Annotated in this window: 21 protein-coding genes; 8 read left to right on the top strand and 13 right to left on the bottom strand. The window is 45.2% G+C overall.

The genetic code is table 11. The features are described from left to right. Positions 1–60 precede the first annotated feature (60 nt). The 5 genes from BT127_RS17225 to BT127_RS12000 form a co-directional block, all read right to left on the bottom strand. Complete coding sequence (locus tag BT127_RS17225; protein ID WP_075425229.1) at positions 61–2,316, bottom strand: dockerin type I repeat-containing protein; 2,256 nt, start codon at positions 2,314–2,316, stop codon at positions 61–63. Between the two features lie 137 nt (positions 2,317–2,453). Next, complete coding sequence (locus BT127_RS11985; RefSeq protein ID WP_075425230.1) at positions 2,454–2,903, bottom strand: DUF3021 family protein; 450 nt, start codon at positions 2,901–2,903, stop codon at positions 2,454–2,456. After that, on the bottom strand, positions 2,903–3,352 hold the full coding sequence (locus BT127_RS11990; protein ID WP_075425231.1) for a LytTR family DNA-binding domain-containing protein: 450 nt from the start codon (positions 3,350–3,352) through the stop codon (positions 2,903–2,905). The genes BT127_RS11985 and BT127_RS11990 overlap by 1 nt, the downstream gene beginning before the upstream one ends. A 25-nt stretch (positions 3,353–3,377) precedes the next feature. Continuing rightward, complete coding sequence (locus BT127_RS11995) at positions 3,378–4,154, bottom strand: MBL fold metallo-hydrolase (RefSeq protein WP_075425232.1); 777 nt, start codon at positions 4,152–4,154, stop codon at positions 3,378–3,380. Between the two features lie 69 nt (positions 4,155–4,223). Beyond that, a complete protein-coding gene (locus BT127_RS12000) occupies positions 4,224–4,943 on the bottom strand; it encodes a hypothetical protein (RefSeq protein WP_075425233.1) in 720 nt (239 codons plus the stop codon). Between the two features lie 221 nt (positions 4,944–5,164). Between BT127_RS12000 and BT127_RS12005 the strand changes: the two genes are divergently transcribed. Together BT127_RS12005 and BT127_RS12010 are read left to right on the top strand one after the other, a co-directional pair. Continuing rightward, positions 5,165–5,665 (top strand): hypothetical protein, encoded by a 501-nt coding sequence (locus BT127_RS12005; RefSeq protein WP_075425234.1) that lies wholly within the window; start codon positions 5,165–5,167, stop codon positions 5,663–5,665. A 212-nt stretch (positions 5,666–5,877) separates the two neighbouring features. Then, complete coding sequence (locus BT127_RS12010; protein WP_075425235.1) at positions 5,878–6,726, top strand: DUF3737 family protein; 849 nt, start codon at positions 5,878–5,880, stop codon at positions 6,724–6,726. An 86-nt stretch (positions 6,727–6,812) separates the two neighbouring features. On the opposite strand, the gene BT127_RS12015 is transcribed toward BT127_RS12010, so the two are convergent. The 8 genes from BT127_RS12015 to BT127_RS12050 all read right to left on the bottom strand — a co-directional run bounded on the left by BT127_RS12015 (position 6,813) and on the right by BT127_RS12050 (position 16,898). Further along, on the bottom strand, positions 6,813–8,018 hold the full coding sequence (locus BT127_RS12015) for a hypothetical protein (RefSeq protein ID WP_075425236.1): 1,206 nt from the start codon (positions 8,016–8,018) through the stop codon (positions 6,813–6,815). 13 nt (positions 8,019–8,031) lie between these two features. Beyond that, complete coding sequence (locus BT127_RS12020) at positions 8,032–8,583, bottom strand: RNA polymerase sigma factor (protein ID WP_075425237.1); 552 nt, start codon at positions 8,581–8,583, stop codon at positions 8,032–8,034. Between the two features lie 455 nt (positions 8,584–9,038). Then, positions 9,039–9,422, bottom strand: a complete 384-nt coding sequence (gene panD, locus BT127_RS12025) for an aspartate 1-decarboxylase (RefSeq protein WP_075425238.1) — start codon at positions 9,420–9,422, stop codon at positions 9,039–9,041. Between the two features lie 10 nt (positions 9,423–9,432). Next, on the bottom strand, positions 9,433–10,281 hold the full coding sequence (gene panC, locus BT127_RS12030; RefSeq protein ID WP_075425239.1) for a pantoate--beta-alanine ligase: 849 nt from the start codon (positions 10,279–10,281) through the stop codon (positions 9,433–9,435). 1 nt (position 10,282) lies between these two features. Continuing rightward, positions 10,283–11,122: a 3-methyl-2-oxobutanoate hydroxymethyltransferase gene (gene panB / locus BT127_RS12035; RefSeq protein WP_075425240.1), complete on the bottom strand. Its 840-nt coding sequence runs from the start codon at positions 11,120–11,122 to the stop codon at positions 10,283–10,285. 102 nt (positions 11,123–11,224) lie between these two features. Continuing rightward, positions 11,225–12,064, bottom strand: a complete 840-nt coding sequence (locus BT127_RS12040) for a Rossmann-like and DUF2520 domain-containing protein (RefSeq protein WP_075425241.1) — start codon at positions 12,062–12,064, stop codon at positions 11,225–11,227. A 141-nt stretch (positions 12,065–12,205) separates the two neighbouring features. Continuing rightward, complete coding sequence (locus BT127_RS12045) at positions 12,206–13,753, bottom strand: right-handed parallel beta-helix repeat-containing protein (protein ID WP_075425242.1); 1,548 nt, start codon at positions 13,751–13,753, stop codon at positions 12,206–12,208. A gap of 61 nt (positions 13,754–13,814) precedes the next feature. After that, positions 13,815–16,898, bottom strand: coding sequence for a glycoside hydrolase family 11 protein (locus BT127_RS12050; RefSeq protein ID WP_075425243.1), 3,084 nt, complete (start codon positions 16,896–16,898; stop codon positions 13,815–13,817). A 486-nt stretch (positions 16,899–17,384) separates the two neighbouring features. On the opposite strand from BT127_RS12050, the gene BT127_RS12055 reads away from it, so the two are divergent. The 6 genes from BT127_RS12055 (at position 17,385) to BT127_RS12070 (ending at position 23,233) form a co-directional block, all read left to right on the top strand. Next, entirely contained in the window at positions 17,385–17,951 is a 567-nt protein-coding gene (locus BT127_RS12055; RefSeq protein WP_075425244.1) for an RNA polymerase sigma factor, read from the top strand. 17 nt (positions 17,952–17,968) lie between these two features. Further along, a complete protein-coding gene (locus tag BT127_RS12060) occupies positions 17,969–19,540 on the top strand; it encodes a hypothetical protein (protein ID WP_075425245.1) in 1,572 nt (523 codons plus the stop codon). A gap of 289 nt (positions 19,541–19,829) precedes the next feature. Beyond that, entirely contained in the window at positions 19,830–19,967 is a 138-nt protein-coding gene (locus BT127_RS16325; protein WP_318257235.1) for a hypothetical protein, read from the top strand. 125 nt (positions 19,968–20,092) lie between these two features. After that, positions 20,093–20,215 carry a hypothetical protein gene (locus tag BT127_RS17230; RefSeq protein WP_318257236.1) on the top strand — a complete coding sequence of 41 codons (123 nt, stop codon included), beginning with the start codon at positions 20,093–20,095 and terminating at the stop codon, positions 20,213–20,215. Positions 20,216–20,221: 6 nt separating this feature from the next. Beyond that, complete coding sequence (locus BT127_RS12065; protein ID WP_075425246.1) at positions 20,222–22,333, top strand: RNA polymerase sigma factor; 2,112 nt, start codon at positions 20,222–20,224, stop codon at positions 22,331–22,333. A 3-nt stretch (positions 22,334–22,336) separates the two neighbouring features. Continuing rightward, positions 22,337–23,233, top strand: a complete 897-nt coding sequence (locus BT127_RS12070; protein WP_075425247.1) for a hypothetical protein — start codon at positions 22,337–22,339, stop codon at positions 23,231–23,233. The last annotated feature ends 291 nt before the right edge of the window (positions 23,234–23,524 follow it).

Below are 23,524 nucleotides of genomic sequence, written 5' to 3' on the forward strand. Positions count from 1 at the left end.
GACTTTCATGAAGTCAGGACTTTTTGTATAGGGAGTAATGGTAAGTGAGGAAAATCATTTTCAGCCTATCTCGCTGCCGCCCCACTCAACGACTGTAAAGCCTTTTCTCTCAAAGGTCGAAAGCTGCTGAGGTTCTGCATCGACAGGTCTTTCAAGGGGAACATATGTCATGAAGATACGGCAGATACTATCGGGAGTCGGAGTGATATACAGCTTTGCGGAATCCGTATATGCATCACCCTGGAATGATATCAGGTTGTATGGGTTATGCTCCATTCTCGGGAGCCAGTATACGATGAATTCGTTCATTTCTTCTTCTGTGAGTCCCATATAGGTGAGCTTTTCTTTAAGGAAGCTCTCGGTATCGCAGCCTGCAACGCAGAAGCCCTTTGAAAGGTCGAAATCTGTACGGCAGTTTACTGAATCCCAGAAGAGGTATCTGTGATGTGAACCGTCCGCCTTGTTGATGAGAGAACCGTCGGGGAAGGCTGTAACGTCCCAGCCGCCGTTATACTTCGGGTAGGTTGTGGAGAGTTCGGATGTTGTGAGATCAAGCTCCACATGGACGTCCGTTTCCTTTTCGGGGTAGAGGTATATAACAGGCTTATCGTAGGCAAGATCGGTAAATACTACATTCGGTTCGCCGTCAACAACAGTTCTTATCCAGCCTTTCTTTCCGTCGAAAATGGTGTATACCCAGTCTGCGTTTCCATTGTTGTAGCCCCATTCGTAGAGAAACTCGAAAGCAGGTACATTATCGAGGACCTTGTATTCTGTTCCGGGACCTGCATACAGATGCCTGTCACTTCCGGGAGTATAAAATCTATGGACAGGATCAACGGGAGTATCAGGCATTACAGTTTCTGAGAGCCTTCTGATTACCGCCTGTCTCATGATGCACAGATCGAATACATCGAGCTTGTTGTCACGGCAGAAATCAGCTGCTTTCCAGTCTGATATCTGTGCTTCACCGTCCCCGAGAAGCCATTTGTTCATCAGCAGCAGATCGGCAACTCCGAAGGACCTGTCACCGTTGAGATCGCCGCCGGGGTTCCACTTCATATAGCATGTGACTTCAACGCAGTCTGAGGTCCCGGCAGTTTTCTCGAATTCGATATCATCATACCCGCCGGCCTCCGAACGGAAGTTGAAGGAGTAGCTGCATTCCTGATCGTATGCATAGAAATCATCGACAGTGCAGGGATTGGATGTGATATCGAAGGATACACTGATATAGGGATCCTGCATAGTGGTTTTCATCAGAAGAGCATTGCTTATATCGATGACCTCATTCGTATCCTTATCGATGAAGGTGAATATAGTTTTGCCCGGTTTTCCGGAAGAAAGGTCGGTTATTTCGGTGCAGTCGTTCTTTATCTCATACTTTCCGTACCATTCGGAGATCAGTTCCCTGGATATCTTGTTGCTGATAGTCCATTTGACATCAGTCATTCCGTCGGCAGTCGGCTTGTACAGCGTGACGGAAGTATTTACCGAACCGTCCTGCGGTTCAAGGACAAATGGCTTGCATTCGGACACTAAAGCTTCTTTTATCGAACCTTCACCGCTTTGTTCCATTTCCATAACGGTACCCGTACCGCTTTCATAGTCGGAACAGTAGGCGATATAGTTTTCCTGAACGGAAGCAGGTCCGTATTGGTTGAAAAATGCATTATACTCGGGAACAGAGTCGGGAAGCCAGCTGTAGACATCGGTCTGTACTGTTTTTCCGTCATGGTTCTCGAAGGTGTATTCATCCGTTATCGTATATGAAGTTTCAAGTCCCGGATGCCACGAACTTACAGGTTCAGCAAGCATTATCTTAAGGTCGAGTCCTTCAAGCACACGAAACATTTCGACTTCAAATACATACTGCGAGCCGCTTTCCGCATATTCCTCAAAGAAGCTGTGATCGTGGGAATAGAGACCTAATCTGTCGCAGTAATCCTCATATTCTTTCACAGCTTCCGTATCGTCGGGATCTGGTATTTCGGGAATATCGAGTTCCAGCAGTCTTCTTCCTGCGCTTACGGGAGTGTTGACATTAGTCATACCGCCGCTGAAGTATAACTCGTATTCGTCAACTCTGTCCTTGGGTATAGGTCTTACGATACAGATATAGTTATCTGCTAAAAGACATTTTCCGTGCTCATTATAGAACTGCAAAGCATCAGCGAAGTCCAGCGGAGTCCACACGGGAAGCTGTCCGATAACGGAATGAATACCGTTTTTTTCCTCGGCGTTTGCAGTGGTTATGGGAGCGGCAGATACAAGCATAATACCTGCGGTAAGCAGTGCTGTAAGTCTGTTTTTCATAGCGATTCCTCCGTTCTGTATAAAATAAGGGAATAATATATTAACCATTATATATGCGGATAACGTATGAGTCAATGCATTTCGGGTAAGCTGTATTTTTCAGAGGGTAAGATGCTTGTTTTATAGGGTAAGATACATTAAGCGCCCTTGTGTTCCTCCGGCTTTTCCCCGTTGGAATAGCGCTTTTTGAGCTGTTGGTTCATCAGTGTGGTATGCTTTTTGTCCACGAGATAGTGTACGAAGCAGGTGAAAAGATAGATGAAAACAACTGCAAAAAAGGTGAGAATTACAGACTTGGGAGTTATACTGCACCAGCCGAAAAGGTTCAGCATAAGCAGGGTTATGGAGAAGATAACAAGAAAATGCACTATCCACAGTACCCATGAAAGCTTTGCACTTTTGGAATCGAAACAGAGCAGCGCAGCAGTTGGAAGTGCGGTTATAAGACCGCTCAGCAGTATCTCCCAGAGAATGATGCTTTCCATCTGCTGTCCCGAGACTGTAAGAAAAATAGCCGCAGCGATAAGAACGGCTGTTGTAATGTCCACAAAATAATGTAAAAATGATATCAGAAATTCCTTTACCATTATTCTACCTCCTCAATACCGAGCTTTACTTTAAGACTGCGGACGTATTGCCGCGAGATGATGACTTTTTCGCCGTTTTTCAGATGAGCCTCAAGCTTTCCGCTGAAAAGGGGAGAGAGATATTCTATTTTTTCCATGTTCACTATCATGGATTTTGAACAGCGCACGAAATCAAGCGGTCCGAAAAGTTCTTCAAGCTCATAAAGCTTATACTTGACTTCATAGACATCCGAGTGGTAATAGGCAAAGACCTTGTTTTCGTTTGCCTCAAAATAGAAAACGTCCTGATAGTTAAGACGAACTATACGGTCATCAAGATAGCCTGTTAGTTCGGTTTTTGCAGTCTGATATGCCAGCAGCATGGATATGAGCCGCTGGTCGGGGGATGCGCACCTGACGATAACGACGTCCTCGTCGTCAGGCTGAGGGGATTCGATTATAATTCTCATTATCGGCCTCCGCAAATTAAAAATATCATAGTTCAACTGAGCCGCCGTGACTAAGCTTATAGACGGCTGCATTTTTTTTCAGGTGTTCTTCAATGTCTGATGTATCTGTCTTGGTGCTGAAAGGGGGAAAGGTGTCATCAAAATGGGTGAGAAGTACGGCTTGGGGTTTCAGTCTTTCAAAGACAGATAATGCAAGGTTAAAAATGTCCTCAGAGTCCTGATAGGGGAAAAAAACAATGTCGGCACCTGTAGGGTAGTTCTCGTTATCTGCAAGGGCAAGGCTTCCGAGTATAAGTATACGTTTTCCGCAAGCCTCGATGAGATAGCAAAGAGTCTCTTTCTTTTCAAGGCATGAGGTTATCTTTTTAAGCTTTCCCCAGATGCCTTTTCTGTTCTGCAAAACACGCTTGCTGAATGCTTTTTTTATGCAGTCCCACCCACTTAGTTTGATGTGCTTTCCGTTGTATGCAGTTATCCTGAATTCACCTATGCTGAAAACGTCCCCGACGCTGATAAGGTGAAGATTACTCCTGCTTACGCCTTTTCTGCAAAGAGTCTGATATGGTGCATTCGTGCAGTATACGGCAGTATCGTCACGGACAAGGTCTTTAATGCTGCCGATGTGGTCGAAGTGTCCGTGCGAGACGAGGATATTACTGCATCCCTCATAGGCGTCCGCAGGGACTTTAACACTGCTGTCCGCAAAGGGAAAGAAAGGATCTATCAGAAGCTGTGAACTGCCTGCGGTCAGACGAACGGAAGCAGTTCCGTACCAGGTTATCTTTACTCTTTTTTCTTGCATAAGGGATCAGCTCTTTCAATGGGGATTTGCTTTAGTATACCATACTTTTCCGTTTAAGGCAAGGACAGATCATTTTTTACGTGTCAGAATACTTTCTTCGCCCTGAGATGACGTTATAGTCATTGTATCGCCCTCTACCCTGTAATGGGATTCAACAATCGTGCCGGTTTTGTCCGCTCTGTGTATAATGGTATCCTCTTTCAGTTCAAAATTCTCTATTGGAGTGGTTGCATAGAGAGTTGTATCGTTTTCGGCAACTATGATATTGATAGAATCCGTTAAAAAAACAGTTCTGCCGTCTTCTTCATTGGATTCAATGTATAGATCGAGGTAGTCTCCGCCTGTAAGGAGATATTCGCCGAAAAGTTCGTCATTACCGTCGACCTTTTTCATTTCGAGAACACATTTGCCGTTATAGCTGAAGGAAAAAACACCGTCCTTGAAAGTGTATTCGTCTTTAGATGCCTTTCTGCCGTTGCTGACGAAATTGAGGTCTTTATCAAAGTAAAAATCATGGTTTATGTTCAGAGAATTCCTTATGTATTCCTCGGTAGGACTTGCGAAGGTCACTTCTGCATAGAGACCGTCATGATCGAGTATCCATGTACCGAGAGCAGCGGATCTCTGATCCTCTGCGGGTTTATCCTCCTGACTGCTTATCTCCTGAACGGTAGTGACGGGGACAGTTTCGCTCTCTGAGGAAACCTTTTCAGATGAAGGTGCTTCCGAAGCACATGCCGCAAGTGATACGGTCATTATGATCGCAGTTAATACTGATAGCTTTTTCATATCCTTTTACCTCAAATCGATCAGCGGCAGAGCATTTCTGCCGAAAATGTTCTTTATATATATGATAACACCAAAAGAAAACCGCTGTCAATGCAACTTACCATTTGAAAAATGCAACTTACTTCACGGGGAGTACAACTTACACGTACAGGATTGACACAGAGCGGCGGGTATGGTATTATCATGATATAGATCATGTTAAAGCAGAAGGGGGAGTATTTATGAGGTTTGAGATCAAGCACGAAACAAAAGCTATTCTGATAATCACATTTGTGTGTGTTATGTTGTTTTACCTTACGCTGTTTATGACGGTGATAACTATATATATTGCTTTGGTATCGGTATTCTTCTTTGCAGTCGGCATTGTATTCGGCGCACTGTATTTCATTGAGCAGATATTGTGTACCGTAATAATCGTTGAAGAGGAAAGAATAACGATAAAGCGTATCTATGGAAAGCAGAGGATAGCGCTTGATGATATCAGCAGTGTTGATATCGAGCCCTATACGAGGAGACGCAAACCCGGAAGAGGAGCCTCATACCTCGAACACCGCATGCGTATGACCATAAGACTGAATAACGAAAAGGAGATCATCCTTACCGATAAAGCCACTGTCGTTGAGGGGGTGAAGGGTTTCGTCTTAGGGGAACACAAAAAAGCCGATGATGAGGATGTACCGCTTTACAATGCCTATCAGGCAATACAGGCAAAGCTTTACTGATAAAACGATGAAAAAGCCTCCCTCTGGAGGTTTTTTATTTTGCAAAACCGCTCTCTGAGTCTCGGATAGTTCGTTTAATTATGCGTAATTAATTGTACATTTCCGACTTTCACTGCTCCGAAGTGTGATTGACACGCAAAGGGAAATATGATAAAATAATAACAGGACAAACAAGAGTTAACCGGTGAAACAACAGCTTAGGAGCAGATCACATGAAAATAATTGAGAACAAAACCTTTGATGCCGAAAGAGCGTTATATAATATCAGCGATACGATAGTCAGAGGATGTACTTTTGCAGGACCTGCTGACGGTGAATCAGTCCTTAAGGAAACACGTAACATCAGTGTCGATGGCTGTAACTTTTCGCTGAGATACCCGATTTGGCATGCAAAAAAGTATGAGCTGAAAAATTCGGCACTGGACGAAAAAACAAGAGCCGCACTGTGGTATTCCGATAACGGTATCATTGAAAATACCGACATAAACGGAGTCAAAGCGCTTCGTGAGTGTCATGACACCACTATACGCAATTGCAGGATAGATTCGGCGGAATTCGGCTGGAAAACGTGCAATACCGTCATTTTGGACAGCGAGATTACCTCGGAATACATTTTTCTTGATGCGGAAAATATCGGGATAGAAAGACTCCGCTTCAAGGGAAAATACTCCTTTCAGTACGTCAGGAATCTTACGATAAAGGACTCTTACCTTGATACAAAGGACGCCTTCTGGCACTCGAAAAATGTTACAGTTACCGATTCCGTCGTAAAGGGCGAGTACCTTGCGTGGTTTTCCGAGGGACTTACTCTCATCCGATGCAGGATAATCGGTACACAGCCCCTTTGCTACTGCAGGGACCTTAGTCTCATCGACTGCGAGATGACGGACTGTGACCTTTCTTTCGAGTATTCGGACGTCGAGGCGGACATAAAAGGTCATATCGATTCCGTCAAGAATCCCGCATCAGGCAGGATAACTGCGGACAGTATCGGTGCGGTGATCTGCGAGGACTCTATTATGGAGAGCAATGCGGTTATAGCAGAGCGCTCCCCGAAATAACCCGACTTCTGGACGTATAACCGGATAGCTAAAAAACAGCCCCCTCTGTGTCAGAGGAGGCTGTTATACGTTTTATGGCTTGAAGTTCAGTTCTCATCAAGTACGCTGAGATCATAAGCGGCAGTTATTTCGTTGTTCGGAACACAGCCTTCGAGCTTTTCTCTTATCTCTGCGCCGCTTTCAACATTTTCGGCATCATCGTTGAAAAGTATCTCTTCGACCTTATACTCATCGATCTCCTCTCCGCAAGTAGTAACGAATTTAAGGATGAATCCTGTCTCGTTATCAACAGTTATAACTGTCTCTTCAAGAATATCACCATGACTGGAGTCAGTAGTACCGCTGATTTCAGGTACTTCTATTGCATCAGGAAGACCGTATTTTTCCTTGAGACGTTCCTGCTTTTCCTTTGATCCAACGGAAAGACGAACTTCCGTACATGGTCTGCCGAGGAATTCAGTGCTTACGGTATCATCATCTATATCATATAAGTCCAGATCAACGGCAATGTCCTCTGAACATAATCCGCGGAATACAGTTGGCTCATCGAGCGGCCAGTTTGAACGATCCGTAACTTCATACTGTGAAGGTTTGCCTGTATCATTGCTGAATATGGTTATTAACAGATCGTTGTAGAAAAACATATCGTTTCCTACGCTTTCTTCCTTCATAAGCTCATCAAGTCCATATTCGTCAATAAGGGACTGATGGAAATAATCCGCAGTATGTGTCCATTGCTGTGAAAACGATTCATTTCCTGTGATGCCGTCTCGCTTGGCTATGCCTGACTCTGTTGAAGCACCTCCGCAGCGTGTGTAAACATACCTGATAGAGAGCTTATCGTAGGTTTCATATGATCTGTTGTTTATCTTTTCGATTATTTCATCCTTTGTGAGGGCTGTAGGTACACTTTCCTCAACAGGTATCGGTTCGGCTGCGGTCACGGGTTCCGTGGCCGCTGTATTCTCGCTGACATCGGAAGAAGGTACGGAAGGTTCGGACGTAATGTTCTTTCTGCTGCTTATCAGGTAGCTTCCTCCGCCTACAGCGCCTGCTGCGATAATAAGTGTAGCTGCTGCCGAAACGAACCTGAGATAAGGTCTGGAACGGTATTTTTCAACTCCCTTGACCTCGTCCCCTGAGACTGTGATGTCCTTTCCGACACGCCGCTCGACCTCTTTGTATATACGGTCACGCTGTTTCTTATCGCCTGTGGGGTAGTCTTCGGCTATTTTTTCTATAGCTTCGTCACTTATGCTGCTGAATAATTTTTCAATATCGTTATTTTTCATACTGATCTCTCCTTTAACAGAAGTCTTTCATAAGGCCGCGGAGTTTCTTTACAGCTCTTGAACAGCGCATCCTTACTGCTGAATGGTTCATGCCTATCATACTGCCGATCTCTTTGGCGTTACGTTCGTAGAAATACCTTTGGATGATAATAGTGGAATCGGGTTCGCCAAGTTCTTTTATTTTTTCGAGCAGTATCTTTGATAATTCCGCATTTTCTGCGTTCCTGTCTATCCTTTCTTCCGAAGAGAGTCTGCTGAACTCCGCCTCGTCCAGAGAAATGCTTTTACCTGCTTTTGCGGCAAGGGACCGTCTGAGACTTATTGCGGTATTTTTTGCGACAGTTCCGATGAACGGCTTTATTGATTCATAATTGATCTCATCGAGCTTGTTAAGGACAGCTGCAAATATGTCGATGACACATTCCTCCACATCCTCGGCAGTACCGAAGTTTCTGAGGATATTGACAGATATTGCATAGACATAGCTGTAGTATCTGTCAAACAGAACTCTGTGCCCTTCATGCGGTGAGCTGTGTATTAGTTTGATGATTTCCTGGTCTGTCATGGACTTCCTCCTTTTTTCGGCAGATCTGCTTTCATTATACACATACGCAGCATAACCTGCAAGTGCAACAAATGATATTGAAATAATTTTCCTGCGGTGAAGAACTATCGGTAAAGAAAAAGCATCACGGAAATGTGATGCTTTCAGCTTGTCAAAAAGTATGTATTTATCAGGGAACGCCCTCTCTTGCAGGGCGTTCCCTCTTTCAAAACAGTCCACCGGACTGTTTTGAAATTCACCCTTTGCGGGGCGCTTATAAGGCTATATGTGGGGCTTTGCCCCACACCCCACCAAAGGCTCTGCCTTTGGAATCCGCTAAAGGGATGGTATCCCTTTAGAATCCCCAAATTAATGATTTCAGGCTTTTTGACACTATAATGCATCCCGGAAATGTGATGCTTTAACTTTGTTTTTGTATGTGCTGACCTGCGGAAAACAGAGAGCAGCTAACACTGTTACTTCAGTTCGCCGTGTTTTTCGTAATCAGCGACTCTTATTATTTCATTATTGTCGCCCACAAAAACTACCTTTGGACGGTGGCTTTTTATTTCCTCGGGGGACATATTAGCATACGCCATGATTATTACACGGTCGCCTTTCTGTCCCGAACGTGCAGCGGCACCGTTAAGGCAGATAACACCGCTTCCGCGTTCGCCGGCGATAACGTATGTCTCGATGCGGCTTCCGCTGTTGACGTTTGATATATGAACTCGCTCATACTCGTAGAGACCTGCGGCTTCCATAAGCGCTTCATCGATAGTGATGCTGCCCACGTAGTTCAGCTCTGCCTGAGTTATAACGGCACGGTGTATCTTGCTTTTGAGCATTGATATTTCCATAGCGACCTCCTTATACGTCTTCTGTGAAGAAGTTGTCGATAAGGCGAGTCTTGCCGATAAATACAGCCATAGCGCACAGTGCAGGACGGTCGAGAGAAGTTATCTGCTGCATGGTAGCGCAGTCCACTATCTTTACGTAATCGATTTTTGCGAGGGGTTCGGCTTCGATGAGTTTTTTCATTTCGGCTATAATGACGGAGCAGTTCTTTTCGCCCTTTCTCACCATATCCGTTCCGAGGGATACAGCCTTTGATAGAACGAGAGCAGCCTTTCTTTCATCTGCGCTGAGGTAGGTGTTGCGTGAACTCTTTGCAAGTCCGTCTGACTCACGGATAATGGGACAGCCGATTATCTCGATATCCATGTTGAGGTCGTCGACCATATGACGGATAACAGCAAGCTGCTGAGCGTCCTTTTTGCCGAAGTATGCACGGTCCGGCTTTACGATATTGAAAAGCTTTGATACAACGGTACAAACACCGCGGAAATGTACGGGACGGCTGAGACCGCAAAGCTCCTGAGTGAGAACGGTCATGTCAACGAAGGACGAGAAACCCTCATGGTACATCTCGGAAGGTTCGGGATTGAAAATAAGGTCGCCGCCGTGTTCTTCAACGAGCTTTGCATCGCGTTCGATATCACGGGGATAGCTTTCAAGGTCCTCTGTGGGACCGAACTGCATCGGATTCACGAAATCGGAAACAACGGTCCTGTCGTTATCCCTGTGAGAGGCGTCGATAAGGCTTGCGTGTCCCTCGTGGAGGTAGCCCATAGTGGGTACAAGTCCGACTGTAAGTCCCTGAGCTCTCCATTCTTTTACCTGTCTGCGTACTTCATCAATAGTCTTTACAACTTTCATTTCACTTTTCCTCCCTCATAAGCTGTTCGATAACATCATCATCCATAGCGTAGGTATGCTCCTCAGCAGGGAATGAACCCTCTTTGGTCTCGGTTATATAGTCGGCGATGCCCTGACGCATAACTGCGCCCGCATCTGCAAACCGCTTCACGAATTTAGCGGTATGACCTATGGTAAGACCGAGCATATCCTGGTATACAAGTACCTGACCGTCACAGCCGTTACCTGCGCCGATACCGATAGTCGGGATAAAGAGTTTCTTAGTAATGATGTCCGCAAGCTTAGCGGGGATACCCTCCAGAACTACAGCACAAGCGCCTGCATCCTGTATCTTCAGAGCGTCCTCAATGAGTTTCCTTGCATTGTCAAGGCTCTTGCCCTGAACCTTGAATCCGCCGAAGGCGTTGACCGACTGAGGAGTGAGTCCGAGATGTGCAACAACGGGTATGGAAGCGTTTACGATAGCTTTTATCTGTTCGCAGACTTCAGCGCCGCCTTCGAGCTTTACAGCATTTGCGCCGCCCTCTTTTACGAGTCTGCCTGCATTGATAACAGCATCCTGTATGCTTGTCTGATAGGACATAAAAGGCATATCAGCAACTACGAAAGCGTTTTCTGCACCTCTTGAAACTGCGGCGGTATGATGTATCATATCCTCCATAGTAACGGGAAGCGTGTTTTCGTAGCCAAGCATTACCATTCCCAGTGAATCACCGATAAGTATGGCATTTATGCCGCACTCGTCCATGATCTTCGCTGTTGTGTAGTCATAAGCGGTAAGCATCGTGATCTTGTCACCTGATTGCTTCTGCTTAAGAAGGGTTGAAACAGTGTTTTTCATATTAAATTTTCTCCTTGATAGATGTTACCTTTCCGAATAATCGGATAAGATACAGGATATAGTATAACACAGGAATGTGAATAAACCGTGAACAAACGGAGATTATTTCAGCAGTTTTTTCATTTCGGTATGATCTGATCCGGGATGACGGTTCTGTGCCATTTCCACCAGTTTTTTAGTTACCGATATGTAGATCTCCCTGTCTGTATCGTTTTCGATGCAGGAAATGTGTTTTCTGACAGTTGAAACGTCATTACGCTCTACGGGACCTGTCAGGGCATCAGTAGGACCAACAGTGAAGATACGCTGTATATTGCTCATTACAAGGGGTTCAAGTGCAGCGACAGCCTCATCTCCGCTGAATCCGCACTGCATAAGGAGAGTTCTGCTCTCCTCGATGAGACCGCACACAAGGTTGCTTGCGATACAGCATGCGGCGTGGTAACGCATCTTTATACTGCTGTCTATCATACGGGTAGGGTTGCCGAGTTCTGAAAAAATACTGCACCACTCCTCTGCGCAGTCGCCCTCTATGCAGAAGAAAGAGTTCTTAAGCTCCTTGTAGGAATCACTCTTGCTGTTTACGGGGAAGAGCGGGTGTATGGATGTACCCTTTGCGCCGTGAGCTGCGATATCGGGGAAAGCCTCCGCAGCCGACATCGAACCGCTGCAGTGGCATAGCTGTTTGCCCGAAAGGAGCTCCTTCGGCAGCGAGAGATAAACGTCCTTTATAGCGCCGTCCGTAACTGTGATAAATACAGCGTCACTGCTTCTGAGCAGTTCTTCGGGGGAGAGAAACACTTCCGAGCCTGTGAATCCTGCGGCTTCCCGTGCGGAGCTCTCCGAACGGCTGAAATAACCCGACAGCTCCAGACCGTTCTCCGCGAAATACTTTCCCAGAGAAAACCCGACTTTTCCTGCACCTATAAATCCTATCTTCATATATTTTACACCTCTTTGGTTATTCGCATTTAAGCGCAAAACAAAGTGCAAGAAAAATCACCTCATCATGATTTTTTCCTGCACTTTGACAGTTTTTGTTTACCCGACCTTGCAGTTGAAAACCGTAAGGTACGAATTCGCTCAGAACCAGGCTTCTGTCACTTCAACGGCACTCTTATCGAGCTTTTCGCTGCCGTTAAGATAGTTCCAGACCTCAACATCCATTCTTGTAACAGCTTCGGGAAGCTCCAATATCAGTTCTGCTTCACCGTTTTCATCAAGTGTTATCGTATCAAGTGATAACTGTATCCACTTGCCTTTTTTTCCTGTGTCTGCATTTTCATGATCAGGATCCCAGTAGCCCCATGCAGGGACCACAGAATGTCCCGGAGCGGCTTTCAGCTTCACATGAATGGTACGTCCGCCGAGACCGTCCGTAAACCGCCATTTTCCGACATCCTCGGTAATGTAGTTCACATAGGTCCTGCCTGTTGGCTGTTCGCCTGATGCTATCTGACTTCTCAGGCAGCACATATCAAATGCGTTGAGCTTTCCGTCCTCTGAGATATCGGCATTTCTGCCCGATATATAACCTGTATCAGACCTTGCAAGGAGATATTTCTGCAAAGCCGCAGCGTCTGCGATACTAACTTCACCGTCCGTATTTACATCGCCCTTCAGCTCTATATCCAGCACATCGATGACCTTGTTGCCTGTTACAGCAGGACACTTCGGTTCGCTTTCGTTCCTGAAGACATATCCGACGCAGTTCCAGCCTTTAACAAGGGTGATGTCCTCCGAGTCCATATAGAACTTGTTGTCATAGATGCGGCAGTTCTGTCCCCAGCCGTCAACTGCCATATACAGATCAACCGCATAGAGGACTTTATCGTTTCCGCTGCGGTACCCCGTATTATTGCGGACTACAGCGTTATTTCCCTTGACCTCGACAAAACTGTCACCGCCGTTTTTGCCCTGTATGCCCGAGCCGTCGAATTCGCAGCCCTCTACAAGAGCGCCGAGTGTGTATTCCTTGATGTCTACGCAGTCCGCACCGACATTTGCTATTTTGCAATTTCTTACGGTATTGTAGTGGCAGTCGAAACCGTATTCGGTGGTACCCTTTGCGCTTCCGATGTAAACGCCTTCACCGTATTGGGGACTTACCGTTCCGCAGTCGTGGATATAGCAGTTTTCAACAAGGCAATAGCTTGAATCGTCGCGTATATGTATGCCTTCCGAGCCGATATTATATACCTCGCAGCCTGTGATAGTTGAATAGCTGCCCTTATCGATGACGATGCCTTTTCCTGCTTCACAGGTGACGAGGTTCTCGATGTTCCAGTGTTCGCCCATGATATGGAGGGCTATCTTGTTTTCCTGTGAAACACCGCATAATACAGCAGGCTCATCGGGATCCTTACTGCAAATGGTTATAGGCTGTTCAGCAGTTCCGCTGGCCTCAGAGAAAAACGCAGCCCAGTTGCCTTTCCAGACGTCGTTTTCATATTTTCCCGGAGCAATTATTATCTTGTCTCCGGGTTTTGCGTCGGAGAGAGCGGCGTGTAATTCGTCCACATTTGTGACGTTGACCTCTCGTACAGCAGCTTCCGCAGAGAAGGGGAGATTGCTGCACAGAAGGCAGGCAGCGGATATTATTGCTGAAAGTCTGATAATACTCTTTTTCATCATATCCCCCCGGATGTCTTTGCATTAAACCGATTCTGACTTGAAATGGAGCGATCAGATATTAAAACCATGGGTGATCTTTGCGTATCGTGTTTGATAAGAGAGTGAATTCTCCCTTGCTGTTGAATGCAGTAAATTCAGTGCCGACAGCAGAAAGTTCGCCGGGATTTTGTCCAAGATCATACAAAGCCTTCAGTGCATCTGTAACATTGATCCTTCTTTTGTAAATACCTGTATCACTGTCAGGTGGGGAAGAGATATCGGGTACGCATATATACCTTGTATGTATTGAACCGCCCATACCGAGATCGCCGCTCTGTATGATCTTGTATATATCGTAACGAACGCCGAGGGAAGTGTAGGTGCCTATTTTTGCGTCATTGCCGGAAGGCCGCCATACGCCCCAGCTGTTGATTATCTCAAGCTCGTAATCATAGTTATTGAACAAAGCGTAAGCTCCGAGGCTGAAAATATTGCTGCAATCTACCTTAGCGCTGTACTCAACTTCATAGTTTCTCACTTTGTTAAGAGGTTCGGTCTTGGGAAGATCTCTCATTGAAGAGTATACAACATCATACTCAGCATTCCATCTGCCCTTTAGCTGTCCGCCGGATTCACCGAAAGCGTAATAAGCTTCATTATGTGATGCGGAAGAACCTGATGAAACGAAAGCTTCCACACGATAGCCATCTATTTCTTTTTTTACATGACCGTCAACTTTCTGCATCTGATCGTCTGAGACATCAAACTTAGGAGGAGCATCCTTGATACTGAACATGACGTTATTCTCTGTAAGATCGAATTCACCTGTACCGCCGTTTTCAACATCGATTATAGTGCCTACAAACAGAGCTTCTTCGCCGAGACCGAGTTCAAGCTCCTTTGAGGCATTTCTCAGGAATTCAGATACCTTAAGCTTGCCTTTAAACTTCTGTTTTAAAGCTTCCTCGCCGACAGAACCGGTTGAAGATACAAATGAGTAGACTTCCTGTGTATCATTCAGTTCTCTGTAGACAGTGTAATCATTGCCGTCGAAACTGAAACGTCCGATGATATTTCCTGCGTCGTGCATTCCCTTACCGTTGTTATTATGCCAGTAATCGATTATCCTTACCTTAACATTGGGTTCGTCGAGAGTAACACCGACACCCAGTTCAAAGTTGCCTGTAAACTTGGCATAGGCGATATATGATACACTGTAATCATTCATGAAGTTGTCGCTCAGCGGATATTCACGCTGTGCATTAAGACCTGAGGAATAATGAGCACCCTTTGAAGTTGTCCAGCGTCCCCTCATCAGTCCGTCTGTTTCGCCGAATCCGTAGTATACACTGTCCTTTTCGGAAGAGTCGGCGGACTTTCTTGCGTACATTGTATAGCCTTCGTTTTCTTCCGTGGCGAAGCTTTTTACTTCCTTAAGCTCAATATCAGGGTAAAGTCTGCTTGTCTCGCTGAAGTAATACTCATCAAAAGGTACACCGCTTACGGATATATCGTTCCTGTTTATCTTGGCTTTTCCTGATGAACCGTCGAGGCCTTCAATCATGAAGTTTACATTGAAAAGTTTCATACTGTCAAAATAAGCTGCACCGTCTTCATAGCCTTTGAGCAGTTTAATGAAATCTGTGACGTTTACAGAGCCTGATAACTTATGCTCCTTGCCTTCTGTCAGAGAACCGTCTTTCTTTACGAAATAGTATGTCTGTGAAGAAGCATTTGTTTTTTTGTAAACATCATAGGCAATGCCGTTTATGTCAGCCGTATCGAGGAGTTCGGATCCGTCTTTCAGCGGGAAATCCTTTCCTGTCCAGCCTTCGACTATATACCATTCTATTTCAGGCTTAGTGAACCAGCCGTATACAGCGGCAATATTTTCGCCATTTGCGTTGAGCACTGCATCGTAATCCACAACGAGATTCTCAAGCTGGTTGAAAGCTATTTCCATATTGTGATTCTTTGCGGTCATGCCCGATCTCATAACTGCATCACGGACATCAGACCATTCAAATGAACACCTGCCTGCATCCGAAATATCCTTTGCTTCGGCAGAACCCTGTGACTCCTGATTCCAGACCTCGAAAGTATAGCCGTCTTTGAAGGACACATCATTGAAATCAGGCAGAACAGGAGCCTTGGTAGTGGGTTCCACGTCAGGGAGAGCTTCAAAATTCTGTGCCTTGCAAGTAACAAATCTCGACATACGCACAAGGTCAGCGACATTGACCTTACCGTCCTTGTTGATATCAGCAGATGCCATGAACTCAGCATCAGCAGTGCCGTTGATAATAGCCTTTCTGCAAAGCACGATATCAAAAACGTTGACCTTGCCGTCACCGTTAAGGTCGCCCGATACGGAGGATATACTGCTTCCTTCGGTATTGATCTTTATATCGTTCTTCTTTAGCTCGAATGAACCTGAAGAAGAACGGAATGCAGTGATCTCAAAGCCGACATGTTCAATTTTCAGATTTTTATCCAATCCGAGCTTTTTCCATGCCTCTATATGGTCGTTAAGGCATATCTTTCCCGATGCGGAGACTTCTCCGTCCTTCATGGGTGATTCTCTTTTTACGCTCCAGAACTGGTTTCCGCCGTAACCGGGAGTATTGCTCTTGGTTTTATAGAGATCGTATGTACAGCCGTTGGATATTACTTCTCCGAGCTTTTCGGCAGAGCTGATATCATTTTTAGGCGGTTTCCAGTTATACCAGCCATCGATAACATGGAACTCTGTTGGAGTAGTTTCAAATCCACTGTCATTAAAGTATCCGCAGGCGCCGTAATAGCAGATATTCGAGATCCTGTTATCCATGTCCTTATAACTGTCCATTGCGATATCAAGCTCGTAATCGAAATCGATACCGTTATAGTTACTGATATTTTTCAGACTCTTTCCCGAAACAACAGAACCGTCATTAACACTTTCCCATGAACCCTTCCAGGTACCGTTATCGCCTTCCTGATGAGTGAAACGTCCCGAATCGTCATTGTTCCATACAGTGAATATATAACCGTCGCTGCTTTCGATCTTCTCGCTTTGTCCCTCAGCCTGAGCGCATATCATGCTGTTTACAGGCATATAGGGTGCAGCACCGCCAAGCAGGCAGAGTGCGGCAGCTGCAACACTTATAAGTTGCTTTTTCATAATTCAGTCCTCCTTTATATCGTTTATATCACGTTGCAGAATATATATTTAAATTATATTCTGACCTTATATTCTAAGTATATAAAAACTGATTGAAATAAACAAGACATTTCTTGCTTAATGGATAAAACATTCGGCAATTATTGCGATTTTTCACTGTCCTGACCATTTTTAGCTTAAAAGATGGTGCGTTAATCCTCAGCTGTCAATAGCAGGGGAATACGGAGCGCAGTATTTACGGTCAACAATATATGTTGAATTTCACGGATAAATATTGTATAATATAAAATATTATTATGTTTTCGATAAGACGGGAATGACAATACGCATTTTGTGGCATCTGTACAAAATATGACGTGAAACGCTTCCTGCCTTTGACATTTATTGAAAATTCTCTCTTTTGTGTGACGATCTGCAACTTTGATTTGAGTGTACTATACGAAAGCGCAATTCCATGGAAACTTTCATGAAACAGGAGGAAACGGTATGACAGGTAACGAATATTGCAGGCTGTATGCGGAATCGCCTGATAAAGCTTACGAAGCTCTGTTCAGTGAATACTGTGATTACGTATACGCCGTTGTTTACAATAAACTTATCAGGACGGCTCAGCGTGAGGACATTGATGAATGCGTCAGTGACATTTTCGCAGAATTCTTTTTCAGCTATAAAAGAAACGGCAGCGACTCGGGCGAGCTCAAAGGCTACATAGGTACGATCGCAAAACGACGTGCTATCAACGCCTATCGCAGTCTGACACTGCATTCGGAACGCTTTTCGGGCGAGAACGATGACGAATTCGCATCCGCAGCATCCGATATGGACGTTGAAAACGATTCGGACAAGCGCGAGACAAGAGAAATACTGATAAACAAGATAAACGAACTCGGCGAACCCGATTCGACCATTATCCTCCAGAAGTACTATTACGACCGCTCGTCAGGCGAGATAGCCGAGATGATGTCGATGAAAGCATCAGCGGTTCGTATGAGAGCCGCAAGAGCACTCGAAAAACTTAAGAAATCACTGGCCGCTGCCGGTATAATGTTATAAGAAAGGAGACACTGACTATGAGAAAGGATCGGGTATTGGATATGCTTGATAACGCCGAAGACAAGATCGTAGACCGTCTCTCCGTTCCGGCGCTGACTGAAAAAGAAAAAGAGAGGCTGTTGAAAATGAGTAAGGATAAACTTGATAAAATGAATGATAATAATACTGATGATATGACAGAGGAAGTTCGCGGAGTTGAAAAATACAGAAGGCCAAGATGGAGCACTTTTGCAGCTATTGCTGCGGCTGTAGTTCTCGTAGGCGGTCTGGCAGGCGGAGGTGTGCTTCTCAGCCGCCATTCCTCAAATTCCAAGGGCAATGATGAGTCCGTTATCGATCCCGTAATTGCAACTCAGCCCGCTACCGAAACTGCTACCGAAGCCGCTTCCATAGCTTCTACTGAAGCTTCGACTGCGAAAACCGAGAATACTACTGTTGCCGCAGCAGCTTCTCCTGTTGAGAGCACTGCTGCTGCAGTCGGCAGCAATGAGGAGGATAACAGGGATCACTCCGTTGTAGCCGTTGACCTTATGAAGGCTATGAACGCAATAGAGCTTGCAAGCAGCGGCGGACTGACCATTGACGGAAATTCGCCTCTTGCTTCCGAAAGCGGTTACTATAAGGTCATCGACGGTAACATCAATGGCTTCGATTTCTCCACTATGGCGAACGTCAGAAGTTTTCTTACGGATAATTTCTCAGGCTCATTCTACGACGAGCACAGCTATCTTACAGAAGGCTCAGAGCCATTCTTCAAGGAAGGTCCCGACGGTCTTTATGCAAGATTCGCAGGCAGAGGCAACATTTACAGCTGGGATAAATACGAGCCCGAGATAATCTCTGATTCCGAAGACAGATTCACTGCAAGAGCTTATTATGAGCTTGCAGGCAGTGTTACTCAGGTCGATATGACTATCGTCAAGAACGGCGGAAAATGGCGTGTAGACTCCGCTGTCAGAGAAGATGTTACAGGCAGCGATCAGAACGAGACCGAAAATAACAACAGCGTCTCCTACGTACAGCTTTGCAAGGATCTGGTAAATAACAAATGGAACGAGCTTAACTCTACCGAAGGAAATGCGTATGCAGACGTTGCATTCAACGACCTTGACGGCGACGGTTCCCCCGAGTTCCTGTTCAAGTACGGAACAGGCGAAGTTAACTACAAGGTTGACGTTTATACCTTCAAGGACGGCTCACTTAAGTATGTAGCCGATATACACGGAGGTCATGCGTCCTTCGGAATTGATGCCACCACTAAAAAGCTCGTTATGATCAACGGTCATATGGGCTCGGGCGAGTACGATTGGTATACTATGGAAAACGGCGAATTAAAGATGTTGAAGTACGAGTCATTCTCGTATGAATACTGGGGCTCCAACGAGCAGACAACAAGAAAGGATATACTGTACATGAGCAGCGGAACGATGTTTACTGTCGGTGACGGAAATGCTAAGTCTTACCTCTATACACAGAGCCCGATCGACCAGCAGCCTGCCTCCACAGAATACGACTACTACAATACCGAGATCATTGATCTTACCTACGCAGAAGCATTGAAATCAGGCAGAATTCCGGAAGGCGACTAATAGCGCTTCACCGGACTGCTTGCGGAAAAGTAATAGCTATCCCCTCGGAGGTCCATACCTCTGAGGGGAGACTTTTTGTGAATATAAATGCAAACATTAAATAAACAATAAATGCCTTGCTTTCACAGGAAAAATATGTATAATAAAAGCATAGCTGTAACATTTCGGTTGAAATGATTTTTAAGAGTGAGTGATATGAATACACATATCTGCGAATTCGGCGGCATTTCAGACTGGACAGGTGAGACAGCCGCAAATGAATGATTTATAACGGAGGGACCACAAACAAATGAATATTGATAACACACTTTACAGCGGACGTCCGGGTATCAATACATCGACAGTCCGTCTGCTCAGTGATGACATGATGAGATATGTCCGTGAGACTAAGCACGAACCAACATTTATAGATTTGCCAATAGAATGACATAAGTAAAAAAATTGCAGAAAAAATTTTTTTTAAAATCTGCTAACCTTTTCGGAAGATGCACACTCTAACAGACAGAAAGGCAAAAATAAATGCTTTTCATAAGCTGAAAAGGAGGTGCTGATTTGAATGAAAACATAGATTTTGCAGAAGTACCGCTGGACGAACTGATAAAGCTGATACTTGAGTGGATGGAAACTTATGGTATGTTGGATGAACTGCTCGAGAAATATAGTGATAAGGAGTAAAAAAAGATGAGTGATATCAATACGGAAAAACTGGTGGAAAGTTTAAAGAGCGGAGATAAGTCTGCGGCAGACGAGATATACAGACAGTACAGCGAGCCGCTGACGAAATTCGTTATAAAACAGGGACTTTCAGAATTTGATGCTCAGGATGTGGTATCAGATACGTTTGTGGAGATGATGAAGCACATTGACCAGCTGAAAGAACCTTCCGCCTTCAGTTCCTGGATACATACTATAGCAAAGCGCAAGGCATGGGAAGCAAAGAAAAAATTGTCACGCCGTCAGGAACTATCCACAGATATGGATGAGACGGATGACATTACAGATCAGGATCAGGCTATCGAGCTTACATATGCCCGTGCCCGTGAGGATACGGTCATGCTTCCACAGGATTACGCAGAAAATGAGGAACTGAAACAGATAATCGCCGAACAGATTGATGCACTCAGCGAAGATCACAAGGAAGCACTTGTATTGTTCTATTACAAGGATAAAAGCATTGCAGAGATCGCAGAGCTTACGGGAACTAATATAAACAACGTAAAACAGCGCCTTTATGCGGCACGAAAGAAGCTGAAAGCAAATCTTGAAAAGCTTCAGAAAAGCGGAGTTGTGCTGTGTGCTGTTCCGTTCACAAAGTTCATATCTTTCTGTGCAGAGAACCTCGGTATTGCTATGGGCACCGGTTCTTTGGGAAGCGCAGCAACAGCTTCATCAGTCAAAAGTGCGGCAGCGAAGGGTGCTGAAGAAACATCGAAAAATATCGCAGCGAAAACTGTATCTACTGCTGCAAAAACTGCATCTGCTGCGGCAAAAACGGGAACAGGTGCAAAGGTCGCTGCTGCCCTTATAGCAGCTGTAACTGTCGGAGGCGGAGCGATTCTGCTGAACAAGTCCGATAAACCCGAAGTTCGTAAATTTGAAATACAGTCCACCACCCGAATAGCCGACATACCGGAAACGTATTCCGAAAGCGGCTGGAAAGATAGGTATATAGCTGATCTGACGGAAAGATATGGAAGTGCAGAAGGTTTGATGGGGGTAATGTTCGATGCGGACGGCGATAAGATACCGGAGCTGTTCATTTACGATAAGAATATGATCAACCCCTCTGTTGATACTGATAATAATGACAGATACAGCGTATCTGTGTACTCAAACGGCGGGGGATTAAGTAAAATCGGTACCATTCACTCTGTGCCTGAGATATGGTGTTCAGGTGAGCCTTCTGATGATAATATACTGTGTATCACAGTTGATGAAAAGCCTATGTGGAAACTAAAGGCAAAAAGTGATTCCGGCATGGGCTTAGGTGAAACTATGGACGAGGAGACTGCGAGAAATACATACGATTTTGATACTCAGCCTCATATGCTTATCGCAGACGAGACCTATGGCTACCGTGAAATAGGCGATTTCACCTCATGGATAAACAGCTGGAACGGTGATTCTGCACCTGTTAACCAAAATGCTCCCGGATTATCGTACAATACTCTGAACGTATGGCAGAAGTCGTATTTTGACTATATTGAAATGTTCTCTGATGACTATGACAATATCCGCTGCGGACTGTTCGACGTTAACGGTGACGGCGTAGCGGAAATGCTGCTTGAATACTGTGATGAAGTTACAGACTCGGGTATCCGTATAAACAACGGTACTCAGCTCATCACCTGCGACAGCAGCGGTGCACGTGATATCTTAGATGCAGGAGTTTATCCCGAAGGCTCCAGAAGTGAACTGTCTGGCGGATTTACATTTACAGGTACAACCAATGGTGTATTTTCGGTGTTCCCTGAGAGCAGTGAAGAATACAAAGTTGTCTATCATGAACTTTACTACACGATAGAAAACGGACATTTTGAGTATGACGGCAGAGGCGATAATTTCGGATATGATCATAACGGCAATATCGTTTACCTTAATAATCAGGAACCGATAGATGAAGAAAGATTCATGAAAACGCACTACGGTTTTCTGAATGGTGAAACCGCATTGACCACATGTCCCGGATCATTCGACAGAAAAGCAGATATAACGTGGTTCGATGCATGGCACAAAATTGATCTTTTTGTGGATTACGCATCAAAAACAAATAATACCAAAACGGAGGAATAAAAAATGAATATCAGAAATATAACATCAATGGCAGCAGCACTTTGTATATGTGCTGCAATGGCAGGCTGCGGCAATACAAATGGCAGCAGCGATCAGGCAGCTGAGAAAACAGCTGAAACGACTATAGCAGCAGAGACAGATTCCTTTGCAGGAGCAGAGTACGAAGAGGATGCTCCGATTGCGGAAGCAGATAACGCCGAGAGCACCGAAGCTCCTGCCGGCCTGGAATTTTCTCCGACTGACGAGATAATAAATGCAGACCTTGCATCGGGCTACATACAGATCGGTGATGATATTTTCCGTGAAGGAGGATATATGACCGTAGGCGAATTTATCGCACAGTACGGCGAAAAGTACGACTGCTCCGGGATAGACACTTCCACAGAAGCAGGAGAGGAATTTACACGTTTTATCGAAGTGACACGGTTCGGTACCGACTTTACCATTGAGCTTGTCTGCAAGGCTCCTGCTGCAGGCAGCGGCACATTAGCCGATGCGGTGATAGTCAGCTTCGAGCATGAGGGCGGGATCGCTTTTGAAAATACATGGCTTCCCGGCGGCATTGGCAACCACTGCGCCGACCGCAATTATGACGGCATGATATCATATATGCAGGAAAAGGGATTTACCGAGACCGAAGATCCTTTCCCGAACGGCAGTGGTCTCAGCGCTTCAAAAATGAAGGAGCACGTCGGAACTTACTACGGCTATCAGGACCTTGAAAACATCACGCCATATGGCTTGATCCAATGCTTTGTACAGATAGATGAGGAAAATCTTTACGGCGTAAAGCCCGTTCTGACCTATGCGTTCTCCGACTATATGGACGGAGATACAGTATATTTCCACCCCAACAATTATTACTACGGCAACGACAGCGATATATACTCATGGGGTTGATGTTCTGATACTAATGCAGAAATGGCTGTCTGCTGTTCCGGATACTACACTTATTGAACGGAAAGCGGGCAGTCTCTGCTATTGCTCCACCAATTAACTCTTGAAGAAATATTGCGACGGACTGGCAGAGAAAGGCAAGGAAGAAAGCCGCAGGAATGCTGTCGCATTTCAAGACTTTCTGACGCAGTATTTCGCTGTCAGGACAAGCAAGAAAATTCAGGAGTTAATTGGGGGAGCAATAACAAGCTCTATGTGTTTGATCCTTGCCTTTTTGGCGAAAGTTATAGCAGG

Source organism: Ruminococcus sp. XPD3002 (assembly GCA_900119535.1).
Lineage (GTDB): Bacteria > Bacillota > Clostridia > Oscillospirales > Ruminococcaceae > Ruminococcus > Ruminococcus flavefaciens_H.

Bases quoted from the DNA above. Each gene is read 5' to 3' on its own strand.
- BT127_RS12050 (WP_075425243.1), bottom strand. From the start codon at position 16,898: ATGAAAAAGCAACTTATAAGTGTTGCAGCTGCCGCACTCTGCCTGCTT.
- BT127_RS12055 (WP_075425244.1), top strand. From the start codon at position 17,385: ATGACAGGTAACGAATATTGCAGGCTGTATGCGGAATCGCCTGATAAA.
- BT127_RS12040 (WP_075425241.1), bottom strand. From the start codon at position 12,064: ATGAAGATAGGATTTATAGGTGCAGGAAAAGTCGGGTTTTCTCTGGGA.
- BT127_RS12060 (WP_075425245.1), top strand. From the start codon at position 17,969: ATGAGAAAGGATCGGGTATTGGATATGCTTGATAACGCCGAAGACAAG.
- BT127_RS12065 (WP_075425246.1), top strand. From the start codon at position 20,222: ATGAGTGATATCAATACGGAAAAACTGGTGGAAAGTTTAAAGAGCGGA.
- BT127_RS11995 (WP_075425232.1), bottom strand. From the start codon at position 4,154: ATGCAAGAAAAAAGAGTAAAGATAACCTGGTACGGAACTGCTTCCGTT.
- BT127_RS12000 (WP_075425233.1), bottom strand. From the start codon at position 4,943: ATGAAAAAGCTATCAGTATTAACTGCGATCATAATGACCGTATCACTT.
- BT127_RS12020 (WP_075425237.1), bottom strand. From the start codon at position 8,583: ATGACAGACCAGGAAATCATCAAACTAATACACAGCTCACCGCATGAA.
- BT127_RS12015 (WP_075425236.1), bottom strand. From the start codon at position 8,018: ATGAAAAATAACGATATTGAAAAATTATTCAGCAGCATAAGTGACGAA.
- BT127_RS11990 (WP_075425231.1), bottom strand. From the start codon at position 3,352: ATGAGAATTATAATCGAATCCCCTCAGCCTGACGACGAGGACGTCGTT.
- panB (WP_075425240.1), bottom strand. From the start codon at position 11,122: ATGAAAAACACTGTTTCAACCCTTCTTAAGCAGAAGCAATCAGGTGAC.
- BT127_RS12010 (WP_075425235.1), top strand. From the start codon at position 5,878: ATGAAAATAATTGAGAACAAAACCTTTGATGCCGAAAGAGCGTTATAT.
- panC (WP_075425239.1), bottom strand. From the start codon at position 10,281: ATGAAAGTTGTAAAGACTATTGATGAAGTACGCAGACAGGTAAAAGAA.
- BT127_RS16325 (WP_318257235.1), top strand. From the start codon at position 19,830: ATGAATATTGATAACACACTTTACAGCGGACGTCCGGGTATCAATACA.
- BT127_RS17225 (WP_075425229.1), bottom strand. From the start codon at position 2,316: ATGAAAAACAGACTTACAGCACTGCTTACCGCAGGTATTATGCTTGTA.
- BT127_RS12005 (WP_075425234.1), top strand. From the start codon at position 5,165: ATGAGGTTTGAGATCAAGCACGAAACAAAAGCTATTCTGATAATCACA.
- panD (WP_075425238.1), bottom strand. From the start codon at position 9,422: ATGGAAATATCAATGCTCAAAAGCAAGATACACCGTGCCGTTATAACT.
- BT127_RS12045 (WP_075425242.1), bottom strand. From the start codon at position 13,753: ATGAAAAAGAGTATTATCAGACTTTCAGCAATAATATCCGCTGCCTGC.
- BT127_RS11985 (WP_075425230.1), bottom strand. From the start codon at position 2,903: ATGGTAAAGGAATTTCTGATATCATTTTTACATTATTTTGTGGACATT.
- BT127_RS12070 (WP_075425247.1), top strand. From the start codon at position 22,337: ATGAATATCAGAAATATAACATCAATGGCAGCAGCACTTTGTATATGT.